The following is a 20,682-nucleotide window of genomic DNA, read 5'->3' as shown; positions in this document are numbered from 1 at the left end:
TTTAAAAGATCGCGAGGCAAGCTCGCTCCTACACGGTCTGAAGTGTTATTCGCCGATCTTCTCGCCCATCATCACGGGCGTACCTGCCGCCAGCGTTTCAGCCCACTTCACTTGTTCCGGGCCAAACAACACGATGGCCGTCGAACCCAGTTTGAAACGACCCAACTCGGCACCTTTCTCCAAATGGATCGGCGCACGGGCCGCTTCGTCGTAACGGAAGGTTTTCAGCTCGCGCTTAGGCGGGGTGACCAGACCGGCAAACACCGTCTCAATCGATGCCACGATCATGGCGCCAACCAGTACCACGGCCATCGGGCCGCGTTCGGTATCAAAAATACACACAGCACGTTCGTTGCGGGCAAACAGCTCCGGCACGTTTTCGGCGGTGGTTTGGTTAACCGAGAACAGACGGCCCGGCACATAGATCATTTCGCGCAGAGTGCCGGCTAGTGGCATGTGCACGCGGTGGTAGTCCTTGGGCGACAGGTAAATGGTGGCAAATTCGCCGCCCATGAACTGCGACGCCACGGCGGCATCGCCGCCCACCAGTTCCAGCACGCTGTAGCTGTGGCCTTTGGCCTGGAACACACGGCCGTGTTCAATCGGGCCCAATTGGCTGATCGCGCCATCGGCCGGGCTCAGGATGGCACCCGGGGTTGGGTCCAGCGGGCGAGCGCCGTCTTTCAAGGCGCGGGTGAAGAAGGCGTTGAAGTGCTCGTATGCGGTCACGTCCTCAACCAGTGCCTGAGACATGTCCACTTGGTAGCGCTTGGCGAACCAGGTGGTGAATGCATTTTTAAACCAGCGCACGCGGCATTCAGCAATACAGCCGGCCAGACGTGACAGCAGGTGATGCGGCAACAGGTACTGACTCAGGAGAAACAAACGCTTTTTCATGCAAAATCCTTAGTTTTTTACAGGCAGTTCGACGGGCGTGTCGGGGTGGTTGCCCCATTCGCCCCAAGAACCGGCATAGCCTTTCACGCGCGGATAACCGAGCGCTTTGGCGACCAGATAAGTAAAGCCAGAGCGGTGGTGAGTCTGGCAGTGGGTAATCACTTCTTTGTCCGGCGTGATCCCAAGGTCCTTGAGGACGTGGGCCATGTCGGTGCGGATGCGCAGGTTGCGGGATTTATCCATGCCTGCGGTCCATTCAAAATGCGTGGCGCCGGGGATGTGTCCGCCCTTGGCCGCCAGTACTTTTTCGCCACGGTATTCGGCTTCGCTGCGCGCATCCCAGATTGCGAGATCTGCGGCGCCCAGGCGGCTTTGCAGGTACTCGCGGGTCGCGGTGGGCTCGTCGTGCAAGGTCAATGTAACCGGGCCAGTAGCAGCAGATGGAACATCTTGAGTGACGTCATACTTTTCGCCAATCCAGGCATGAATGCCGCCGTCCAGATAGTGATAGGCAGAGTGCCCGATCACATCCAGTAACCAGATAAAACGCCCGGCCCAGCCGCCACCTTCGTCGTCATACACCACGTACACAGCTTTGGGGTTGTGTCCCAACTCGCCAAACAGCGCTTCGAGTGCGGCCTGGGTCGGCAGCAAACCCGGCGCTGGAGGCTGGCCCAGTTGCGTGCGTTTGGGGTCGACAAAATGAGCGCCCGCGATATGCCCGGTTTCGTAGCGCGCAACGCTGGTCAGGTCGACCAGGATCAGGTTGGGTGCATCGAGTCGCGTGCGCAGGTCGCAGGGTTCAATGACTAACGGCAAGCCAGAGAAGTCAGGCATGTGTTCTCCAGAGCAAAAAAAGGGGCGAATTGTAGCGCAAGCGTTAGCGCCCGCGGGCAGTAAAGGTGTTTAGCGCTTTCTCGATACATTGCGCGGTTTTACCAAACGCTTGCACGCTGGTTTCCGAGAACGGCCCGCCGTCCTGGTCGGCCAGTATCAGCATGACCACGCGGCCATTACTGCCCAGCGAGCGTAGCAGCAGGTGTTCGCCGGGGAACAGGCTGCGCAGGTTATCGGGCAAGGCCGCCGAAATCACGGCGTTGTTTTCGGGTGTCAGGCGTACTTGCGCTGGTTTCGTCATCAAGCGTAGCAAGGCCGTACTGTCGCTGACATTCAAGGTCATGTCGAACGCTGTTTTTGGCACGCCCACGAGTTGAAACGGGCGCAGGATGCTCGACGTTTTATCGGCCATCAGCAGGATGATCCGACGCATGCCGCACGCCTGCAGCGCTTCACGCGCGCAGAGGGTGAGGTGCATCGGGTTAGCAAAGGCACTCGGCTCTTCGAGCAGCTGGCCGCAGAATTTGCGCCACGCTTGCAGTGCTTGCGCCGAAGGTGGCGGGGCAGGCTGGCCATGGGTGTTTGCGCGTCGCGCGTCCCAGGGCATGAGCAGCGAGAGCGCCGGGTGCCAGAGGTCGGGCATCGAGTGATAGCGGGCACTGCTCGCGGCATTCTGGTGCACCTGTTGCTGCACTTCATGCAGCGGCAACTGCAAATACAGGCTGCTCAGGTACTGCCAGCGCAGGTGATGCGGCGAGTCCCAGCCCTGCTGGGCCGACAGTGCCAGGCCATTGGCCAGCAACAGACTGTTGGCGGGGTGGCTCAGCCAGCGGCGCAGTGCCGGGTCGGCATCCAGATGTTGCTGCTGGAGCAGCGGGTGTTGAATGTCGCGGGCGATGTGCAGCACGTTGATCAGCGTGCGCTTGTCATCCGTGATCACCGCGTACCCTTGCATCACCCATTCGGGCAGCCGCCACAACTCGGCCAGGGCTCGACAGATTTCAAACAGGCGCACGCCAAACAGCGCGTGCTCAACCTTGCGGGCGCACTCACCCTTTTGAATCACCCGGGCTTCCCATTCTTCAAGCTGTTTGGGGTGGCTCATAGCCATCGGCCACAGCGGCGAGAAGAACAACAAACTGCCCCAGTACACTTCTGGCCACAATCGTGCGAGGCGGTTGCCAAACAGGCCGATGCCTTGTTGCGCGGCATGCTGGCTGATGAGCTGGACTTGTCGCAATGCCACGGGGATGTCTTCGGCGGGCAGCACCGGCATCTGTTCAAGCAATTCTTGGGTGCGCTTTAAACCGAGGCGATTAATGGCCACCTCAAGACTTTCGGCAGGCTCACTGAGGCTGCTTTGCGCGTGTTGATTGGCTTCACGGATCAGGCTCAGGGCGAGCGCCGGACTGTCTTGCATGACTTCGGCCATTTCGCGCAACGAGCGGCGACTGTCGCTGATGGTTTTGCACACCCGCGCATGACTTTGCTGCGGGATCGGCAAGGCAACCGCGTCGAGGTGGGTGACCCACGCATCCAGGGTGGAGGGCTGTACAGTCTTTTCAGTGGCCATGATGGGCGCGCGGTCATCATCAATGTAAGTGGAAATGAATATTGCACCGCCCAGTTCATCGCACAAGTTGTTGATGTCGCGGTTCATGACAGCGTCTGCAACTTCTTGGGTTTTCTTGCGCAAATGATCTGACGCGGGTGATGCAGAAAATGGTTTTTCTGCTTCAACGGCTATAGTCTGGCGCAGACATGCCGATAAGAAGTGAAAGAGTTTTAGCTACGCTGGAATATGCCCCGAACCCGACTCACTAAGTACCTTATTACCTATGGCTAAAATTATCGGCATCATCGTCGTATTCGCGAGTGTTCTCGGCGGCTATGTGCTTTCCCACGGCAAGATCGGTGCGCTGATTCAGCCTTTCGAGGTCATGATCATTGGCGGTGCGGCCTTTGGCGCCTTTCTGCAGGCCAACCCCGGCTACATGACGATGCACGTGATCAAAAAATCACTGAGCATGTTCGGTTCGCGTTTCACCCACACCTTCTACCTGGAAGTGTTGGGGCTGGTGTACGAGATCCTCAACAAGAGCCGCCGCGAAGGCATGATGGCCATTGAGGCCGACATCGAAGACGCGGCTGCCAGCCCGATTTTCGCCAAATACCCGACCGTTTTGAAAGACGAGCGCATGACCGCGTTTATCTGCGATTACCTGCGCATCATGTCGTCGGGCAACATGGCGCCCCATGAGCTTGAGGGGCTGTTCGACATGGAACTGTTCAACCTCAAAGAAGAACTCGAACACCCTTCACATGCCATCACCGGGATCGCCGACGGCATGCCGGGTTTCGGCATTGTGGCCGCGGTGCTCGGCATCGTGGTGACCATGGCCTCGTTGGGGGAAGGCGATCAGGCGGCCATCGGCATGCACGTGGGGGCGGCGCTGGTGGGGACCTTCTTCGGTATTTTGGCGGCGTATGGTTTCTTTGGTCCTTTGGCGACCTCGTTGGCCCACGATGCCAAAGAAGAACTCAACGTCTACGAGTCGATCAAAGCATCGCTTGTGGCCTCGGCCTCAGGCATGCCGCCGTCGCTGGCGGTCGAATTTGGTCGCAAAGTGCTCTATCCCAAGCATCGACCGAGCTTCTCCGAGCTGGAGCAAGTGGTTCGCGGTCGCTGATCTATGGAAAACAATCAGCCGATCATCATCAAGCGCGTCAAGCGCTATGCCGCAGGCCATCACGGCGGCGCCTGGAAAATCGCTTTTGCTGACTTCGCGACGGCGATGATGGCGTTCTTTCTGGTGTTGTGGCTGATGACCGCGGCCACCCCGGAACAAAAAATCGCCATTGGCGGCTATTTCAAAGACCCGATCGGCTTCACGGAAAGCGGCACGCCGTACATCATCGACCTGGGCGGTACGCCCGCGCTGGCGCCGGACAACACCCTCAACCCGGATGAGAAGCTGCAACCTCAGCCCGACAAAATCAAAGTCGATGCGGATCAGATTCAAAGCATGGCCGAGCAGGTTGAAAAAGAACGCCTGGAGCTGTTGCTGCAAGAACTGCAAAACAAGGTCGAAGAAAATCCGCAGCTGCAAAAATTCAAGGATCAACTGCTGTTCGAAATCACGCCTGATGGTTTGCGCATCCAGATCATGGATGCCGAAAACCGCCCGATGTTCGATGTGGGCAGTGCGCGCCTCAAGTCCTATTTCGAAGATATTTTGCTGGCCTTGGCCGATACCATTAAAGCGGTGCCGAACAAAATCAGCATCAGCGGCCACACCGACGCCATGCCGTATGCAGGCACGGGTGACTATGGCAACTGGGAACTCTCAGCCAACCGCGCCAATGCCGCGCGGCGAGCGCTGGTGGCGGGCAGCTACCCCGATAACCAAGTGGCGCGGGTAGTGGGCTACGCGTCATCGGTGCTGTTCGACAAAGCCCGCCCGACCAACCCGGTCAATCGCCGGATCGACATCGTGGTACTGACCAAAAAGGCCCAGCAAGCGATTGAGGGAGAGCAGGGGCCTGAGCCGGTCAAGGCACAAGAACTGCCCAAGGCGCTGGCTGACCCGATCAAATTGCCAGCCGACCAACAGCCGCCACCGATGCACGAAGAACGGCAGAAGCTGAACTTGTTTGACGACAGAATTCCAGCCAAGCAATAACCCCTCTGTGTAGGAGCGAGCTTGTCTCGCGATCTTTTGATCTGCAACATCAAAAGAGCGCGAGACAAGCTCGCTCCTACAGGATTGGGGAGGGCAGGGTGAGGTTCTAGTAGGTGCTTTCCGGCAAGCTGGCAATGATCGAGCGATAGCTGTTCATGCGCTGTTGCTGCACGCGGCCATCTTCCAGAGCCATCAACAACGCGCAGCCCGGCTCGCGGTCGTGTTTGCAGTCGCGGAAACGGCAGTGGCCGATCAAGTCGTTGAACTCGATAAAGCCCGCTTCCACATCAGCCCGGCTCACGTGGCCCAAGCCAAACTCGCGAATACCCGGGGAGTCGATCAACTCGCCGCCGCCTGGGAAGTGGAATAAGCGCGCAGTCGTCGTGGTGTGCGTGCCCTGACCGGAAATCTCCGACAGCGGCCCCACCCGCAGGTTGACCTCAGGCAGCAAGCTGTTCACCAGCGATGACTTGCCCACGCCCGACTGACCCACAAACACGCTGATGCGGCCGTCCAGCTGCGCTTGCAACTGCTGCATGCCATCGCCGTGATGCGCGGACACTTCGAGCACTGGGTAGCCCAACTGACGATAAACACCCAGCAACGCATTCAGCGCGGGGGCGTTTTGATCGTCGATCAAATCTGCTTTGTTGAGCAGCAACAGTGGACGAATCCCGGCGTGCTCGGCGGCGACCAGATAACGGTCGATCAGGTTGGCGTGCGGCTCGGGCATCGGCGCGAACACAATCACGATCATGTCGACGTTGGCGGCGACTGGCTTGAGCTGGCCACGGCTGTCGGGGCGGCACAGTTCGGTTTTACGCGGCAACTGGGCGACGATAACGCCGATGCCCTGATTGCCCGCGCGCCACACCACCGTGTCGCCGGTTACCAGTGCGGGCAGGTTGGCGCGCAAGTGGCAACGGAACATCTGGCCTTTCAGCTCGCCTTCCTGGGCTTCGACTTCGACCTGCACACCAAAGTGCGCGATCACCAGGCCGAGTTGCTCGGGGCCTAAGTCGCCGCCTTCAAGCGCTTCGACAGCACTGGATTCACGTTTGGCAGCGCGGGCAGCGCGCTCGCCCTGGATCTTTTCGATGCGCCAGTTTTGGCGACGATTGAGCTGGCGTTTGGCCATGGGTGTTCCGTGTTGATAAAACGATAAGGAGGGTAAAACGCTGGCGAGTTTAGCACGAGGGCCGTGCGCCTAAGCTAAACTGCGCGACTAAGCTCTGGAGGCCTTTATGAACAACGCGCAGAACCTGATCTGGATCGACCTGGAAATGACCGGCCTTGACCCGGACAACGACGTCATTATCGAAATGGCCACCATCGTCACCGACAGCAACCTCAACACCTTGGCCGAAGGCCCGGTCATCGCCATCCACCACAGCGACGACGTGCTCGCCCGCATGGACGAATGGAACACCCGGACTCACGGCGGCAGCGGCCTGACCCAGCGCGTCAAAGACAGCACCACCAGCATGGCCGAAGCCGAAGCGCAGACCATCGCCTTCCTTGAGCAATGGGTACCCAAAGGCAAATCGCCGATCTGTGGTAACAGCATCTGCCAGGACCGGCGTTTTCTGTACACCCACATGAAGGCCCTCGAAAGCTACTTCCACTACCGCAACCTCGATGTGTCGACCCTCAAAGAACTGGTAGCGCGCTGGGCGCCCGAAGTGCGCGATAGCCTGGTAAAAAAAGGCACGCACCTGGCGCTGGACGATATTCGTGAGTCGATTGCTGAGTTGCAGCATTACCGCAAACACTTCATCAAATTCTAAACACCTGCCCCTGTAGCCGCAGCCTGCGGCAGCGGCTACAAAAAACACGCCCCCTTTTGGTGCTCTCAGCAACTGAGTAGACTGCGCGCCTCATTGCAAGGATCGCCGCCATGTTGCTGATGCTCTATTTAGTTGCCATTACTGCCGAAGCCATGACTGGCGCGCTGTCTGCCGGGCGTCGGGGCATGGACTGGTTTGGTGTGGTGCTGATTGCCTGCGTCACTGCGCTCGGCGGGGGTTCGGTGCGCGATGTGCTGTTGGGGCATTACCCGCTGACGTGGGTCAAACACCCGGAGTATCTGGTGCTCACCACGTTTGCCGCCTTATTGACGATTTTCATTGCACCCCTGATGCGCCATTTGCGTTCGCTGTTTTTGGTGCTCGATGCGCTGGGGCTGGTGGCGTTTACCCTGATTGGCTGCATGACGGCACTGGAAATGGGCCAAGGCATGCTGGTGGCGTCGGTGAGTGGGGTGATTACCGGGGTCTTTGGCGGCATCCTGCGTGACATCTTCTGCAACGACATCCCGCTGATTTTTCGTCGCGAACTCTACGCCAGCGTGTCATTTGCCGCCGCGTGGTGCTTTCTGCTGTGCACCTACCTGAACATGCCCAACGAACAGGCGATTTTCGTCACCTTGTTCGGCGGGCTGCTGCTGCGCCTGTTGGCGATTCGCTTTAACTGGGAAATGCCCAAGTTCGTGTACAACGACGAGCATTAATCGGCCAGCAGCGAATCCCCCAGGCCGCGGGCCATCTCCATGCCGTGAATCACACTCCAGAGCTGCTCGGCTTCAAGGCCTGAGAGGTGGGCGCTGATCTCGTCGGCGTTCAGTTCCGCGCTTTTTAACAGCAAAGACACCTGCATCAGTGCGTCCCGTGCGGGAATGCCGGGGTTGATGGTGAACAGCCGCGTGCAGTAATGGGGGCTTGTTTGGAAGGTGTCGAGGGGTGGGTCGGGGACGATCTTATTCATGCGCGAAACTCCAAGCGTTGGAGCTGTCGCCAATCCGCTGTCAATCGGAAAGGGTGGCAGCTATGTGCGGGTTGACAGACCGAGGAGTCTCGCGAACTCGGCGCACCCGAAGATGCCCCGCACATGGCCGCCATAACACAGTAGTGGTCATGCGAGATCAGACGGTCTGTCAAAACCGGCCACTGAAATCAGTGACTCAGCGAGACTATCCGCGCAGTTCCAGCGCCACAAGGCGGTGAGGATTCTCTAGGAAAGGTCCTGCGAATGAAAGGGATGAAGCCGGTACAGGCGTTGCGAATTGTGTGGGAATTACAACCACATCCTTGTGGGAGTGGGCCTTATGTGCGTTGTTCGTGCTGCTTAAGCGCCCACTCCACATGCTCCTGCACCAACTCGGACGGGTAATCACGCCGTGCGTTCAGCGCTTCCAGCACGGGAATCGTTGAGGGCGCATTGCCCAAGCCCACCGCCAGGTTGCGCAGCCAGCGTTCGTAGCCCGCCCGTCGCAGAGGCGAGCCTTCGGTGCTGCTTAAAAACGTGTCTTCGTCCCACATAAACAGCTCGGCCAAGCCGGCGTTGTCCAGGTTGTGCCGGGGCTTGAAATCGCCCTCGGCGGTGGTGCGGGCGAAGCGGTTCCAGGGGCAGACGATCTGGCAGTCGTCGCAGCCAAATACCCGATTGCCAATCAGCGGGCGCAATTCTTCGGGGATCGCGGTTTTAAGCTCAATGGTCAGGTACGAAATGCAGCGCCTCGCATCCAGCACATACGGCCCGACAAACGCGTTGGTCGGGCAAATGTCCAGGCACGCGGTGCAGCGCCCGCAATGTTCCGTTTCGTGAGGTTCATCCACTGGCAGCGGCAAATCCACAAACAATTCGCTCAAGAAGAAGTAACTGCCCGCTTTGCGATTGAGCACCAGGGTGTTTTTGCCGATCCAGCCTAATCCGGCTTTTTGCGCGATGGCTTTTTCCAGCACCGGGGCGCTGTCGACAAAAGCGCGAAAGCCGAATGGGCCGATGTCTTTTTGAATGCGGTCGGCCAGTTGCTGTACGCGCTTGCGGATCAGCTTGTGGTAGTCGCGGCCCAAGGCGTAGCGCGACACGTAGGCTTTCTCGGGTTGGGCCAGCAATTGCGCCATGTGGGTATCGCCGGGCAGGTAGTCCATGCGCAACGACACCACGCGCAACGTGCCGGGCACCAGTTCTTCGGGGTGTGAGCGTTTGCTGCCATGGGCGGCCATGTACTCCATGTCGCCGTGATAGCCAGCGGCCAGCCAGCGCTCCAGATGGTGTTCGTGTTCCCCCAAATCAAGGCCAGCAATGGCGACTTGTTGAAAGCCCAGCTCACGGCCCCATTCCTTGATGGACTGAGCAAGCGCGGGGAGGTCGGCAGTAATAGCAGGCATGAGGCAAGAGAAACCGGAGCTGAGATGCGTATAATTCTGCCAGACATCGGAGCCCGACACGCATGCCGCAGACCAAACACCTGTTTCCTGAACCCCAGCCACTGCGCGCAGACACTTTGGCGCGACTGCCTGCGCGTGCGCCAAGCGCGCACAAGGGCCAGTTCGGGCATGTGCTGCTGATTGGCGGCGACCGGGGTTTTGGCGGCGCCATTACCCTCAGTGCCCAGAGCGCGCTGCGCTGTGGCGCGGGCCTCGTGTCGCTGGCGACCCGGCCAGAGCATGTGCCTGCGGCCTTGGCCCGGCTGCCTGAGGTGATGACCTTGGGCGTGCTGTCGGCCAACCAGTTGATGGGCGCCTTGGCGCAAGCCTCGGTGGTCGTGGTGGGGCCGGGGTTGGGGCAGGCGGCGTGGGGGCGCAGTCTGTTATCGGCGGCGGCTCAAGCAAAAATGCCTCAAGTGTGGGATGCCGATGCGCTAAATCTGTTGTCCAACGCTGACTTTTCGCTGCCAGCAGGCTGCGTGCTCACGCCGCACCCTGGCGAAGCCGCGCGTTTGCTGGGTCTTAGCACTGAACAGGTGCAGGCCGATCGCCCGGCGGCGGCTCGGGCGCTGGTTAAAAAATACTCAGCAGTATGCGTCCTTAAGGGGGCTGGCACGTTGATTGCCGGGCTGGAGGGCGAATTGGCGCTGTGCACACACGGGCACCCGGCCATGGCCACGGCCGGTTTGGGGGATGTGCTGGCCGGTGTGGTCGGGGCGCTGTTGGCGCAGGGCATGACGGCATTTGAAGCCGCGTGCCTGGCGGTGTGGGTGCATGCCCGTGCCGGAGAGCAACAAGGGCAATTGGGCCGTGGGCTGGCGGCCAGTGATTTGATACCAGCCATTCGTCAGTTGTTGGAGGAGCAAGCACCGTGTCTGAATTAGTACTGCAACTGGCTGATGAAGAGGCCATGGTCGCCTTTGGCAAGCAGTTGGCTCATATCACCCAAGGGCATGGCGTGATTTTTCTTGAAGGAGACCTCGGGGCGGGTAAAACCACCCTGTCGCGGGGCATTATTCGCGGCCTTGGGCATGTGGGGGCTGTAAAAAGTCCTACATTTACATTGGTGGAGCCTTACGAGATTGGTGACATCAGGGCGTTCCATTTTGATTTGTATCGCTTGGTCGACCCTGAAGAGCTGGAATACATGGGCATTCGCGATTATTTCGACGGTAAAGCTTTATGCCTCATCGAGTGGCCCGATAAAGGTGCAGGCTTTTTGCCAAAGCCTGACCTGACCATTACCATTAGCCCGCACAACGCCGGGCGCTCGCTGAAGGTGTCGGCACAAGGCTCGCGTGGCGAGGCTTGGTGTAAAGCGTTGGCATTGGAATTCAAATAATGATGGGGTTTGGTATGCGCTTTCGCGCGTTGGTCAGTGTCGCCGTAGGTCTGTTGCTGAGTGTCATGGCGGTGAATGCCGTGGCAGCGACACAAGTGAAAAGCGTGCGTTTGTGGCGTGCCCCAGACAACACACGGCTGGTGTTTGACCTGACGGGCCCGGTGCAACACAGCGTGTTCACGCTGACCTCGCCTGATCGTCTGGTGATTGATATCAATGGCGCGACCCTGGCCGGGCCGTTGAACGTGGCCACGGCCAACACGCCGATTACCAGCATGCGCTCGGCGCAACGCACGCCGACCGATTTGCGGGTGGTGATCGACCTCAAAAAACCGGTCACGCCCAAGAGTTTTGTACTGGCGCCCAATGCCCAGTACGGCAACCGTCTGGTGGTCGACCTGTTCGATCAGGGGGCCGACATTGCCCCAAGCTTGCCCGCCACCAATGTGGCCAAGGTGCCTGTGGTTCCGGTAACGCCTGCGCAGCCCGAAATCAAGCTGCCGCCTGCGCCGAGTGGCAAGCGCGACATTATTGTGATGATTGACCCCGGCCATGGTGGTGAAGACCCGGGTGCTTCCGGTTCGGGTGGTCAGCACGAAAAAGACGTGGTGCTGGCGATTGCCCGAGAGTTGCAACGCCAGATCAATGGCATGAAGGGGTTTAGAGCAGAGTTGACCCGTACCGGCGACTACTTTATTCCGCTGCGTGGCCGTACTGAAATCGCCCGCAAGAAGGGCGCCGACCTGTTTGTGTCGATTCACGCCGACGCCGCGCCTTCCAAGGCGGCCTTTGGTGCGTCGGTGTTTGCGTTGTCTGAACGCGGCGCGACCTCTGAAACCGCACGCTGGTTGGCTGACAGCGAAAACCGTTCTGACTTGATCGGCGGTGCGGGCAACGTGAGCCTCGATGACAAGGACCGGATGCTGGCGGGCGTGTTGCTCGACTTGTCGATGACTGCCTCGCTGACGTCCAGCCTCAATGTTGGGCAGAAAGTACTGAGCAACATTGGCCGGGTGACCCCGCTGCACAAACAACGTGTTGAGCAAGCCGGGTTTATGGTGCTCAAGTCGCCAGATATTCCGTCGATCCTCGTCGAAACCGGGTTTATCTCAAACTCCAACGAAGCGTCCAAGCTGGCGTCGAGCAGTCACCAGCAAGCGCTGGCGCGTTCGATCAGCAGCGGCGTGCGTCAGTTCTTCCAGCAAAACCCGCCACCGGGCACGTACATTGCCTGGCTGCGTGACACCGGCAAGATCGCCCAAGGCACCCGCGAGCACACCGTGCGCCCTGGTGAAACCCTGGCGATGATTGCGGTGCGCTATCAAGTGGGCGTGGCGTCGCTGCGTTCCAGCAACAACTTGAGAACCGATGAGTTAAAAGTTGGCCAAAACCTGAACATTCCGGCCACCGACTTGGCGTCCAAGCAATGAGTGAAGAGCTTTTAAGCAGCAGCGCTCGCATTGAACTGCTCAGCCCGCGTCTGGCTAACCAGATTGCGGCGGGCGAGGTGGTTGAGCGCCCGGCCTCGGTGATCAAGGAGTTGCTGGAAAACAGCCTCGACTCGGGCGCCAAGCGCATTGATGTGGACGTGGAGCAGGCCGGGATCAAGCTGCTGCGGGTGCGTGACGATGGCAGCGGTATTTCCAGCGACGACTTGCCGCTGGCGCTGGCGCGTCACGCCACCAGCAAAATCCGTGACCTTGAAGACCTTGAACGGGTGATGAGCCTGGGCTTTCGCGGGGAGGCCTTGGCCTCCATCAGTTCGGTGGCCCGCCTCACCCTGACGTCGCGCACTCGTGATGCCGACCAGGCCTGGCAGGTCGAAACCGAAGGCCGCGACATGGCGCCCCGGGTTCAGCCCGCCGCGCACCCGGTCGGCACCTCGGTTGAAGTCCGTGACCTGTTTTTCAACACCCCGGCGCGGCGCAAATTCCTCAAAACCGAAAAAACCGAATTCGATCACCTGCAAGAAGTGATCAAGCGTTTGGCGCTGGCGCGTTTTGATGTGGCCTTCAATCTGCGCCACAACGGCAAAAGCATTCTCAATCTGCACGAAGCCCGTGACGACACTGCCCGCGCTCGACGCGTGGCGGCGGTGTGCGGCCCGGCGTTTCTGGAGCAGGCGCTGCCGATTGAAGTGGAGCGCAACGGTCTGCATTTGTGGGGTTGGGTCGGTTTGCCGACCTTTTCGCGCAGCCAGGCCGACTTGCAATATTTCTATGTGAATGGCCGTGCGGTGCGCGACAAGCTGGTGGCGCACGCGGTGCGTCAGGCGTACCGCGATGTGCTGTTCAATGGCCGGCACCCGACGTTTGTGCTGTTTTTTGAAGTCGACCCGTCGGTGGTCGACGTCAACGTGCACCCGACCAAACACGAAGTGCGCTTCCGTGACGGGCGCATGGTGCATGACTTTTTGTATGGCACCTTGCACCGCGCCTTGGGCGATGTGCGCCCCGAAGACCAGTTGGCAGCGCCTGCGCCCGTGCCAGGCGCTGAACGCCCAACCGGGCTCGACGCCGGCGAGTTCGGCCCGCAAGGCGAGATGCGCCTGGCCGCCCACCTTCTGGAGCAACCGCAGGCCGCACCTGCCCCGCATGTGCCGGGGTCTGGCGCCGGAGCGGGCTATCAGTCTTACTATCGCCCGCCGTCTTCGACACCGTCGGTGCCGACCGCTGAAGCTAAAAGTGCGTATCGCGAGTTTTTCGCGCCACTGCCCGAGGCCAATGCGGCGCCGTTGCCTGACGGACAGGGCGATATTCCGCCGCTGGGTTTTGCCCTGGCGCAGCTCAAGGGCATTTATATCCTTGCCGAAAACGCCCAGGGGCTGGTGCTGGTGGACATGCATGCGGCCCACGAGCGGATCATGTATGAGCGTCTTAAAATCGCCATGGCCAGTGAAGGCTTGAGTGGCCAGCCGTTGCTGGTGCCTGAGTCGATTGCGGTCAGTCAGCGTGAGGCCGATTGCGCCGAAGAGCACGCCGAATGGTTCCAGCGACTGGGCTTTGAGTTGCAGCGTCTGGGCCCGGAAACCCTGGCCATTCGCCAGATTCCGGCCTTGCTCAAACAAGCCGAGGCGCAGCGTCTGGTGCATGACGTGCTGGCTGACTTGATGGAATACGGCACCAGTGACCGGATTCAGGCGCACCTCAACGAATTGCTCGGCACCATGGCGTGCCACGGCGCGATCCGGGCTAATCGCCGTTTGGCGGTGCCGGAAATGAATGGCTTGTTGCGTGACATGGAAAACACCGAGCGCAGCGGTCAGTGCAATCATGGTCGTCCGACCTGGACCCAAATGGGCCTGGACGACTTGGACAAACTCTTTTTGCGCGGTCGCTGATGACAGGTTCCAACGCTTTACCCCCGGCCATCTTTTTGATGGGGCCGACCGCTGCGGGCAAAACCGACCTGGCGATTGAGCTGAGCAAAGTACTGCCCTGCGAGCTGATCAGCGTCGATTCGGCGCTGGTGTATCGCGGCATGGACATCGGCACGGCCAAGCCCTCGAAAGACATTCTGGCGGCGCACCCGCATCAGTTGATCGACATCATCGACCCGTCTGAGAGTTATTCCGCGGCTGATTTTCGCCGTGATGCGCTCCAGGCCATGGCTGAAGTCACCGAGCGGGGCAATATCCCGCTGCTGGTGGGCGGCACCATGTTGTATTACAAGGCGTTGCTTGAAGGGCTGGCGGATATGCCAGCGGCTGACGCCGACGTGCGTGCGCAGCTTGAAGAAGAGGCCCGGCGCCTGGGCTGGCAAGCCCTGCACGACCAGTTGGCGGCCATTGACCCGGAGTCTGCGGCGCGTATTCACCCCAATGATCCGCAGCGTCTGACCCGTGCATTAGAGGTTTATCGGGTCAGTGGCATGAGCATGACGGCCCATCGCCAAAAACAATCTGAGCAATCTACTAAAGCAGCAGCTTCTGGCCGGGGACAATTGCCCTATACTGTCGCCCAACTGGCCATCGCTCCGGCGAACCGGCAGGTGCTGCATGAAAGAATTGCACAAAGATTCGGGCAAATGCTGGAACAGGGATTCATTGATGAGGTCTTAGCCCTGCGTAAAAGAAGTGACCTGCATGCCGGGTTGCCGTCTATACGTGCAGTGGGCTATCGCCAAGTCTGGGATTACCTGGACGGCAAGCTGACAGCAGCCGAGATGCAGGAGCGCGGCATCATTGCTACGCGCCAATTGGCCAAGCGTCAGTTCACCTGGTTACGCAGTTGGGATGACCTACATTGGCTAGACAGCCTGGACTGCGACAATCTGCCACGAGCCTTGAAATACCTGGAATCGGTCTCCATATTGAGCTGAGTCTTGGGAATTGCCGTCTATCCTATGGGTATGGCGACACCAGCCATCTAATTTTTGTTTCTATTTTTTATCCTTACAGGAGTGCGGCATATGTCAAAAGGGCATTCGCTACAAGACCCTTACTTGAATACTTTGCGTAAAGAGAAGGTTGGCGTTTCCATCTACTTGGTCAACGGGATCAAGCTGCAGGGGACTATCGAGTCCTTCGACCAGTTTGTGATCCTGCTGAAAAACACCGTCAGCCAAATGGTTTACAAACACGCTATCTCGACAGTAGTACCAGTGCGTCCAATTCGTTTGCCTAGCGCAACTGAATCGGAACTGGCAGACGCTGAACCAGGTAACGCCTGATAGGAGTCTGCTTTGTTCTTTGAGCGCCACGGTGGTGGTGAGCGAGCGATCCTCGTTCACTTGGAAGGTCAGGACCCTGAGGCGCGCGAAGATCCGCAGGAGTTCCAGGAGTTAGCTGTATCGGCCGGCGCCGAGACCGTCGCGTTTTTTAACGTGCCGCGTCATCGGCCATCGGCCAAGTACCTGATTGGCAGTGGCAAGGTCGAGGAGTTGCGCGACCTGGTCAAGGCCGAGAAGGTCGACATTGTGATTTTCAATCACGTCCTCACGCCCAGTCAGGAGCGCAACCTCGAACGTGTTTTCGAGTGCCGCGTGCTTGACCGTACCGGGCTGATTCTTGACATCTTCGCTCAACGCGCCCGTACCCATGAAGGCAAGCTGCAGGTCGAACTGGCTCAGCTTGATCACATGAGCACGCGTCTTGTGCGGGGCTGGACTCACCTTGAACGTCAAGGTGGCGGCATTGGCATGCGCGGGCCGGGTGAAACCCAGCTCGAAACCGACCGCCGTCTGTTGCGTATCCGCATCAGCCAGATCAAGGCCCGCCTGAAAAAAGTCCGCAGTCAACGTGAGCAATCCCGTAGAGGGCGCCAACGCGCCGACATTCCTACGGTGTCGCTGGTGGGGTACACCAACGCCGGCAAATCCACGTTGTTCAATGCAGTCACCGGCTCTGATGTCTTCGCCGCTGACCAACTGTTCGCCACGCTCGACCCGACCTTGCGCCGCCTTGATCTGGGCGACCTGGGGCCGATCGTGCTGGCCGATACCGTGGGCTTTATTCGTCATCTTCCGCACAAGCTTGTTGAAGCATTTCGGTCTACGCTCGAAGAGTCGAGCAACTCTGATTTGTTACTGCACGTGATTGATGCGCACGAGCCTGAGCGCATGCAGCAGATCGAACAGGTGATGGTGGTGTTGGGCGAAATTGGTGCCCAGGACTTGCCGATCCTCGAGGTCTACAACAAAATCGATTTGATTGAAGGTGTAGAGCCGCAGATCCAGCGCGATGCCGATGGCAAACCGCAACGGGTCTGGTTGTCGGCCCGTGAAGGTCAAGGGTTGGAGTTGCTTGAGCAAGCTATCGCCGAGTTGCTGGGTAATGATTTGTTCGTCGGTACCTTGCGCTTGCCGCAACGTTTTGCTCGACTGCGTGCACAATTCTTCGAACTGGGAGTGGTGCAAAAGGAACAGCATGACGATGAGGGCGCCAGTTTGCTGGACGTACGCCTGCCGCGTTCCGAGCTAAATCGCTTGGTCAGCCGTGAAGGGATGCAACCGCTGGAATTCATCGAAGAACACACTTTGCAATAAAAGCCTCGCAAAGCGGCTGTGCCGCTGTGATAGGCATTCTGTAGCATTGGTCGGCGCGCCGTGGGCGCGTCTTTGCTTTATCAGATGGAGAGCGCTATGGCTTGGAATGAGCCGGGTGGCAACTCGAATAATCAAGATCCCTGGGGTAGCAAACGCCCTAAAAATGGCGACCGCAAGGGACCACCAGATCTCGACGAGGCCTTCCGAAAGCTACAGGAAAGCCTGAATGGGTTGTTCGGTGGTGGAAAAAAACGTACTGGCGGTAGTGGCAACGAAGGCGGCCCAAGCGGTAAGGGTGCTGGTTTCGGTTTGCTCGGTATCGGTTTGGTCGTGCTGGCAGCCGCGTGGCTGTACAGCGCGGTGTATGTAGTCGACGAACAGGAGCAAGCCGTGGTGCTGCGCTTGGGCAAGTACTACGAAACCGTAGGGCCGGGTCTGAACATCTACTTCCCGCCGTTCGATAAAAAGTACATGGAAAACGTGACGCGTGAGCGTGCGTACACCAAGCAGGGCCAGATGCTCACTGAAGACGAAAACATCGTCGAAGTGCCGCTGACCGTGCAGTACAAGATCAGCAACCTGCGCGACTTCGTGCTCAACGTTGATCAACCTGAAGTCAGCCTGCAACAAGCCACCGACAGCGCCTTGCGACACGTCGTGGGCTCCACTTCGATGGATCAGGTGCTGACCGATGGTCGTGAACAAATGGCTGTAGACGTCAAGGAGCGCTTGCAGCGTTTCCTCGATACCTACAAAACCGGTATCACCGTGACTCAGGTCAACGTACAAAACGCGGCTGCACCGCGTGAAGTGCAGGAAGCCTTTGATGACGTGATCCGTGCCCGTGAAGACGAGCAGCGTGCCCGTAACCAGGCCGAAGGCTACGCCAATGGCGTGGTGCCGGAAGCCCGTGGTCAGGCGCAGCGCATCATCGAAGATGCCAACGGCTACCGTGATGAAGTGGTTTCTCGCGCCAAAGGTGAAGCCGACCGCTTTACCAAGCTGGTGGCCGAGTACCGCAAAAATCCTGAAGTGACCCGTGACCGTCTGTACCTGGACACCATGCAGGAAGTCTTCAGCAACACCAGCAAAGTACTCGTGACCGGTAACAAAAACGGCCAGAGCAACCTGCTGTACTTGCCGTTGGACAAAATGATCGAAGGCCGTAATGGCAGCACCCCGGCAACGGGTTCGGCGGCTGCGGCGAGCAACAATGATTCAAGCTCGCACATCAACACCGATCTGCCGACACCACCGCGTACCAGGGAGAGTCGCTGATGAGCAATAAATCGCTGATCGCCCTTATTGTTGCCGTTGTCGTGGCGATCGTTGCCTGGAACAGCTTCTACATCGTCTCGCAAACCGAGCGTGCCGTGCTGTTGCGCTTCGGCCGTGTGGTTCAGGCGGATGTTCAGCCGGGCCTGCACGTGAAGATTCCTTACGTTAACCAGGTGCGCAAGTTCGACGCCCGCCTGATGACGCTGGACGCGCCGACTCAGCGTTTTCTGACGCTGGAAAAGAAAGCGGTCATGGTTGATGCCTTCGCCAAGTGGCGTGTGAAAGATGCCGAGCGCTTCTACACCGCGACCTCGGGCATGAAGCAGATTGCTGACGAGCGCCTGTCGCGTCGTCTGGAGTCGGGCCTGCGTGACCAGTTCGGTAAGCGCACCCTGCACGAAGTGGTGTCGGGTGAGCGTGATGCACTGATGGCTGACATCACCGCATCGCTGAACAAAATGGCTGAAAAAGAGTTGGGTATCGAAGTGGTCGACGTTCGCGTCAAGGCCATTGACCTGCCTAAAGAAGTAAACCGCAGCGTTTTCGAACGTATGAGCACCGAGCGTGAGCGTGAAGCACGTGAGCATCGGGCCAAGGGTAACGAACTGGCAGAAGGCATTCGTGCTGACGCCGACCGTCAACGTCGTGTTCTGGTGGCCGAGGCTTATCGCCAGTCCGAAGAAGCACGCGGTGATGGTGATGCCCAGGCAGCGGCGATTTACGCCAAGGCTTATGGTCAAGACCAAGAGTTCTACAAGTTCTATCGCAGCCTGCGCGCTTACCGCGAAAGCTTTGCGAACAAGAGCGACGTACTGGTTCTGGACCCAAGCAGCGACTTCTTCCGCTACCTGGAAAAGTCCAAGCCGTAGTAAACCGGTAGGAGCGAGCTTGCCTCGCGATCTTTTGATCTTGAAAGCTCGCTCCTGCAGCAAAAAAGCATCCTGTACACGCACTCCGCCGGGCGGGCAAATTGCCTCGCGGGGTGATCCTTTTAGAAAACGTGTGTATGATGCGGCAGCCGGGAAATTCCCGGCTTTTTTGCGTCTGCATGTTTGATTGACCGAATGGCTGTTACAGCGTCGGCAGATTTTTCGAGGAATGTGCTGAGCCTGTCATTCAGGCTTTTTTGCTGTGCGCGCTGAAGACACAGCCACGTTCTGCTTTACTCAAGGCTCGCCTGCTGGCTGGCCGCCCGGATCACAGGGGAATGGCGTAATGGCAACGGTAGACCGCTGGCTTCTGCCAGATGGCATCGAAGAAGTACTTCCACCTGAGGCAGCCCGCATTGAAGTGGCGCGGCGTCAGGTGTTGGATCTGTTCCAGAGCTGGGGCTATGAGTTCGTCGTCACCCCGCATATCGAATACCTGGAGTCCTTGTTGACAGGGGCTGGCCAGGATCTCGACTTGCGGACCTTCAAGGTTATTGACCCCAAAACGGGTCGCCAGATGGGTTTTCGTGCCGACATCACGCCGCAAGTGGCGCGCATCGATGCGCATACCTTGCGCCGCGAAGGCCCGAGCCGTCTGTGCTACGCCGGTAGCGTGCTGCATGCTCAGCCGCGCGCGTTGTCATCCTCGCGTAGCCCGATCCAGTTGGGTGCCGAGTTGTATGGCGATGCAAGCCCGAGCAGCGACGTAGAAGTCATCAGCCTGATGCTGGCGATGTTGCAACTGGCCGACGTGCCTGATGTGCACATGGACCTAGGGCATGTAGGCATTTACCGTGGGCTGGCCCGTGCGGCCAACCTGTCGGTTGAAGTGGAACAACAATTGTTCGACGCCCTGCAACGCAAGGCGATCGACGAAGTAACGGCCTTGACCGAAGGCTTGCCGGCTGATTTGGCAGGCATGCTTCAGGCATTGGTTGGATTGTGTGGCGGCCGCGAAGTGCTGGTTGCTGCGCGTGAGCGTCTGGCCAAGGCTCCGGCCCCGGTCCTGGCAGCTCTGGACGATTTGCTGGCAATTGCCGAGCGGTTGTCTGTGCGTTTCCCGCAGTTGCCGCTGTATTTTGACCTGGGTGAGTTGCGTGGGTATCACTACCACACAGGTGTGGTGTTTGCGGTCTTTGTACCGGGCGTTGGAGATTCCATCGCTCAGGGCGGTCGTTATGACGACATCGGTGCTGTGTTCGGGCGTGCCCGTCCAGCGACCGGCTTTTCGACCGATTTGAAAACCCTGGTGACCCTGGGGCGTGCTGAAGTCGAGTTACCGTCTGGCGGTATCTGGATGCCTGACAGCACAGATGCGGCACTCTGGCAGCAAGTTTGCCAGCTTCGCAGTGAAGGTCAGCGTGTGGTTCAGGCGTTGCCTGGGCAGCCACAAGCCGCCGCCCGTGATGCGGACTGCGACCGCCAATTGATTCAGCAGAACGGCTTGTGGCAAGTAGTGCCGCTGGTTTCTTGAGTTTTCCTGCCGGCGGTTGTTGCCGGCACCAAGTTTGCGCGAATGAGGA

General features: G+C 59.0%; 20 protein-coding genes. 14 read left to right on the top strand and 6 right to left on the bottom strand.

Annotation, left to right across the window (positions count from 1 at the left end; all coding sequences use genetic code 11):
• Positions 1–45: 45 nt before the first annotated feature.
• From asd to RHM56_RS20730, 3 genes are read right to left on the bottom strand one after another with little or no spacing between them, the layout of a single operon-like run.
• Positions 46–897, bottom strand: coding sequence for an archaetidylserine decarboxylase (gene asd / locus RHM56_RS20740; protein WP_322235606.1), 852 nt, complete (start codon positions 895–897; stop codon positions 46–48).
• Between the two features lie 9 nt (positions 898–906).
• Positions 907–1,734 (bottom strand): rhodanese-like domain-containing protein, encoded by an 828-nt coding sequence (locus RHM56_RS20735; RefSeq protein WP_322235604.1) that lies wholly within the window; start codon positions 1,732–1,734, stop codon positions 907–909.
• Positions 1,735–1,777: 43 nt separating this feature from the next.
• Positions 1,778–3,307 carry an HDOD domain-containing protein gene (locus RHM56_RS20730; RefSeq protein ID WP_322241825.1) on the bottom strand — a complete coding sequence of 510 codons (1,530 nt, stop codon included), beginning with the start codon at positions 3,305–3,307 and terminating at the stop codon, positions 1,778–1,780.
• 265 nt (positions 3,308–3,572) lie between these two features.
• Between RHM56_RS20730 and motA the strand changes: the two genes are divergently transcribed.
• Positions 3,573–4,424 (top strand): flagellar motor stator protein MotA, encoded by an 852-nt coding sequence (gene motA, locus RHM56_RS20725; RefSeq protein ID WP_322235602.1) that lies wholly within the window; start codon positions 3,573–3,575, stop codon positions 4,422–4,424.
• Positions 4,425–4,427: 3 nt separating this feature from the next.
• Positions 4,428–5,417 (top strand): flagellar motor protein MotB, encoded by a 990-nt coding sequence (motB, locus tag RHM56_RS20720; protein ID WP_322235600.1) that lies wholly within the window; start codon positions 4,428–4,430, stop codon positions 5,415–5,417.
• Positions 5,418–5,523: 106 nt separating this feature from the next.
• On the opposite strand, the gene rsgA is transcribed toward motB, so the two are convergent.
• On the bottom strand, positions 5,524–6,555 hold the full coding sequence (gene rsgA / locus RHM56_RS20715) for a small ribosomal subunit biogenesis GTPase RsgA (protein ID WP_322235598.1): 1,032 nt from the start codon (positions 6,553–6,555) through the stop codon (positions 5,524–5,526).
• Positions 6,556–6,661: 106 nt separating this feature from the next.
• Here rsgA and orn point away from each other — a divergent pair, with 106 nt between their 5' ends.
• Together orn and RHM56_RS20705 are read left to right on the top strand one after the other, a co-directional pair.
• On the top strand, positions 6,662–7,204 hold the full coding sequence (gene orn / locus RHM56_RS20710; RefSeq protein WP_322235596.1) for an oligoribonuclease: 543 nt from the start codon (positions 6,662–6,664) through the stop codon (positions 7,202–7,204).
• A 110-nt stretch (positions 7,205–7,314) separates the two neighbouring features.
• Positions 7,315–7,926 (top strand): trimeric intracellular cation channel family protein, encoded by a 612-nt coding sequence (locus RHM56_RS20705; protein ID WP_322235594.1) that lies wholly within the window; start codon positions 7,315–7,317, stop codon positions 7,924–7,926.
• Here the strand turns inward: RHM56_RS20705 and RHM56_RS20700 are convergent.
• Together RHM56_RS20700 and queG are read right to left on the bottom strand one after the other, a co-directional pair.
• Positions 7,923–8,180: a DUF3077 domain-containing protein gene (locus RHM56_RS20700; RefSeq protein ID WP_322235592.1), complete on the bottom strand. Its 258-nt coding sequence runs from the start codon at positions 8,178–8,180 to the stop codon at positions 7,923–7,925. The two genes, RHM56_RS20705 and RHM56_RS20700, sit on opposite strands and share 4 nt — an antisense overlap.
• A gap of 338 nt (positions 8,181–8,518) precedes the next feature.
• A complete protein-coding gene (gene queG / locus RHM56_RS20695; RefSeq protein WP_322235590.1) occupies positions 8,519–9,586 on the bottom strand; it encodes a tRNA epoxyqueuosine(34) reductase QueG in 1,068 nt (355 codons plus the stop codon).
• A 62-nt stretch (positions 9,587–9,648) separates the two neighbouring features.
• On the opposite strand from queG, the gene RHM56_RS20690 reads away from it, so the two are divergent.
• The 10 genes from RHM56_RS20690 to RHM56_RS20645 all read left to right on the top strand — a co-directional run bounded on the left by RHM56_RS20690 (position 9,649) and on the right by RHM56_RS20645 (position 20,633).
• On the top strand, positions 9,649–10,509 hold the full coding sequence (locus RHM56_RS20690) for an NAD(P)H-hydrate dehydratase (RefSeq protein WP_322235588.1): 861 nt from the start codon (positions 9,649–9,651) through the stop codon (positions 10,507–10,509).
• Positions 10,497–10,967: a tRNA (adenosine(37)-N6)-threonylcarbamoyltransferase complex ATPase subunit type 1 TsaE gene (gene tsaE, locus RHM56_RS20685; protein ID WP_322235586.1), complete on the top strand. Its 471-nt coding sequence runs from the start codon at positions 10,497–10,499 to the stop codon at positions 10,965–10,967. Before RHM56_RS20690 ends, tsaE begins: the two co-directional genes overlap by 13 nt.
• Positions 10,968–10,969: 2 nt before the next feature.
• Positions 10,970–12,397, top strand: coding sequence for an N-acetylmuramoyl-L-alanine amidase (locus RHM56_RS20680; RefSeq protein ID WP_322241824.1), 1,428 nt, complete (start codon positions 10,970–10,972; stop codon positions 12,395–12,397).
• Complete coding sequence (mutL, locus tag RHM56_RS20675) at positions 12,394–14,307, top strand: DNA mismatch repair endonuclease MutL (RefSeq protein WP_322235584.1); 1,914 nt, start codon at positions 12,394–12,396, stop codon at positions 14,305–14,307. Before RHM56_RS20680 ends, mutL begins: the two co-directional genes overlap by 4 nt.
• On the top strand, positions 14,307–15,287 hold the full coding sequence (gene miaA, locus RHM56_RS20670; protein WP_322235582.1) for a tRNA (adenosine(37)-N6)-dimethylallyltransferase MiaA: 981 nt from the start codon (positions 14,307–14,309) through the stop codon (positions 15,285–15,287). The genes mutL and miaA overlap by 1 nt, the downstream gene beginning before the upstream one ends.
• 90 nt (positions 15,288–15,377) lie before the next feature.
• A complete protein-coding gene (gene hfq / locus RHM56_RS20665) occupies positions 15,378–15,638 on the top strand; it encodes an RNA chaperone Hfq (protein ID WP_019411154.1) in 261 nt (86 codons plus the stop codon).
• A 12-nt stretch (positions 15,639–15,650) separates the two neighbouring features.
• Entirely contained in the window at positions 15,651–16,952 is a 1,302-nt protein-coding gene (gene hflX / locus RHM56_RS20660; RefSeq protein WP_019411155.1) for a ribosome rescue GTPase HflX, read from the top strand.
• Positions 16,953–17,048: 96 nt separating this feature from the next.
• Positions 17,049–18,230 (top strand): FtsH protease activity modulator HflK, encoded by a 1,182-nt coding sequence (gene hflK, locus RHM56_RS20655; RefSeq protein ID WP_322235580.1) that lies wholly within the window; start codon positions 17,049–17,051, stop codon positions 18,228–18,230.
• The gene (gene hflC / locus RHM56_RS20650) at positions 18,230–19,099 is read left to right on the top strand and encodes a protease modulator HflC (RefSeq protein ID WP_322235578.1); all 870 of its coding nucleotides are present in this window, start codon (positions 18,230–18,232) and stop codon (positions 19,097–19,099) included. Before hflK ends, hflC begins: the two co-directional genes overlap by 1 nt.
• A 346-nt stretch (positions 19,100–19,445) precedes the next feature.
• Positions 19,446–20,633, top strand: coding sequence for an ATP phosphoribosyltransferase regulatory subunit (locus tag RHM56_RS20645; protein ID WP_019411158.1), 1,188 nt, complete (start codon positions 19,446–19,448; stop codon positions 20,631–20,633).
• The last annotated feature ends 49 nt before the right edge of the window (positions 20,634–20,682 follow it).

The sequence above is a fragment of the Pseudomonas sp. CCC3.1 genome, assembly GCF_034347405.1.
GTDB lineage: Bacteria > Pseudomonadota > Gammaproteobacteria > Pseudomonadales > Pseudomonadaceae > Aquipseudomonas.
Note: the sequence above shows the minus strand (reverse complement) of the source record. Positions and strands in the feature narration are given on the sequence as shown.

What these genes read in the sequence shown, in the direction of transcription:
- RHM56_RS20645 (WP_019411158.1), top strand. Translation starts at nt 19,446, where the DNA reads ATGGCAACGGTAGACCGCTGGCTTCTGCCAGATGGCATCGAAGAAGTA.
- hflC (WP_322235578.1), top strand. Translation starts at nt 18,230, where the DNA reads ATGAGCAATAAATCGCTGATCGCCCTTATTGTTGCCGTTGTCGTGGCG.
- RHM56_RS20705 (WP_322235594.1), top strand. Translation starts at nt 7,315, where the DNA reads ATGTTGCTGATGCTCTATTTAGTTGCCATTACTGCCGAAGCCATGACT.
- hflK (WP_322235580.1), top strand. Translation starts at nt 17,049, where the DNA reads ATGGCTTGGAATGAGCCGGGTGGCAACTCGAATAATCAAGATCCCTGG.
- miaA (WP_322235582.1), top strand. Translation starts at nt 14,307, where the DNA reads ATGACAGGTTCCAACGCTTTACCCCCGGCCATCTTTTTGATGGGGCCG.
- RHM56_RS20690 (WP_322235588.1), top strand. Translation starts at nt 9,649, where the DNA reads ATGCCGCAGACCAAACACCTGTTTCCTGAACCCCAGCCACTGCGCGCA.
- rsgA (WP_322235598.1), bottom strand. Translation starts at nt 6,555, where the DNA reads ATGGCCAAACGCCAGCTCAATCGTCGCCAAAACTGGCGCATCGAAAAG.
- RHM56_RS20680 (WP_322241824.1), top strand. Translation starts at nt 10,970, where the DNA reads ATGGGGTTTGGTATGCGCTTTCGCGCGTTGGTCAGTGTCGCCGTAGGT.
- motA (WP_322235602.1), top strand. Translation starts at nt 3,573, where the DNA reads ATGGCTAAAATTATCGGCATCATCGTCGTATTCGCGAGTGTTCTCGGC.
- queG (WP_322235590.1), bottom strand. Translation starts at nt 9,586, where the DNA reads ATGCCTGCTATTACTGCCGACCTCCCCGCGCTTGCTCAGTCCATCAAG.
- motB (WP_322235600.1), top strand. Translation starts at nt 4,428, where the DNA reads ATGGAAAACAATCAGCCGATCATCATCAAGCGCGTCAAGCGCTATGCC.
- orn (WP_322235596.1), top strand. Translation starts at nt 6,662, where the DNA reads ATGAACAACGCGCAGAACCTGATCTGGATCGACCTGGAAATGACCGGC.
- RHM56_RS20735 (WP_322235604.1), bottom strand. Translation starts at nt 1,734, where the DNA reads ATGCCTGACTTCTCTGGCTTGCCGTTAGTCATTGAACCCTGCGACCTG.
- mutL (WP_322235584.1), top strand. Translation starts at nt 12,394, where the DNA reads ATGAGTGAAGAGCTTTTAAGCAGCAGCGCTCGCATTGAACTGCTCAGC.
- hfq (WP_019411154.1), top strand. Translation starts at nt 15,378, where the DNA reads ATGTCAAAAGGGCATTCGCTACAAGACCCTTACTTGAATACTTTGCGT.
- asd (WP_322235606.1), bottom strand. Translation starts at nt 897, where the DNA reads ATGAAAAAGCGTTTGTTTCTCCTGAGTCAGTACCTGTTGCCGCATCAC.
- RHM56_RS20700 (WP_322235592.1), bottom strand. Translation starts at nt 8,180, where the DNA reads ATGAATAAGATCGTCCCCGACCCACCCCTCGACACCTTCCAAACAAGC.
- RHM56_RS20730 (WP_322241825.1), bottom strand. Translation starts at nt 3,307, where the DNA reads ATGGCCACTGAAAAGACTGTACAGCCCTCCACCCTGGATGCGTGGGTC.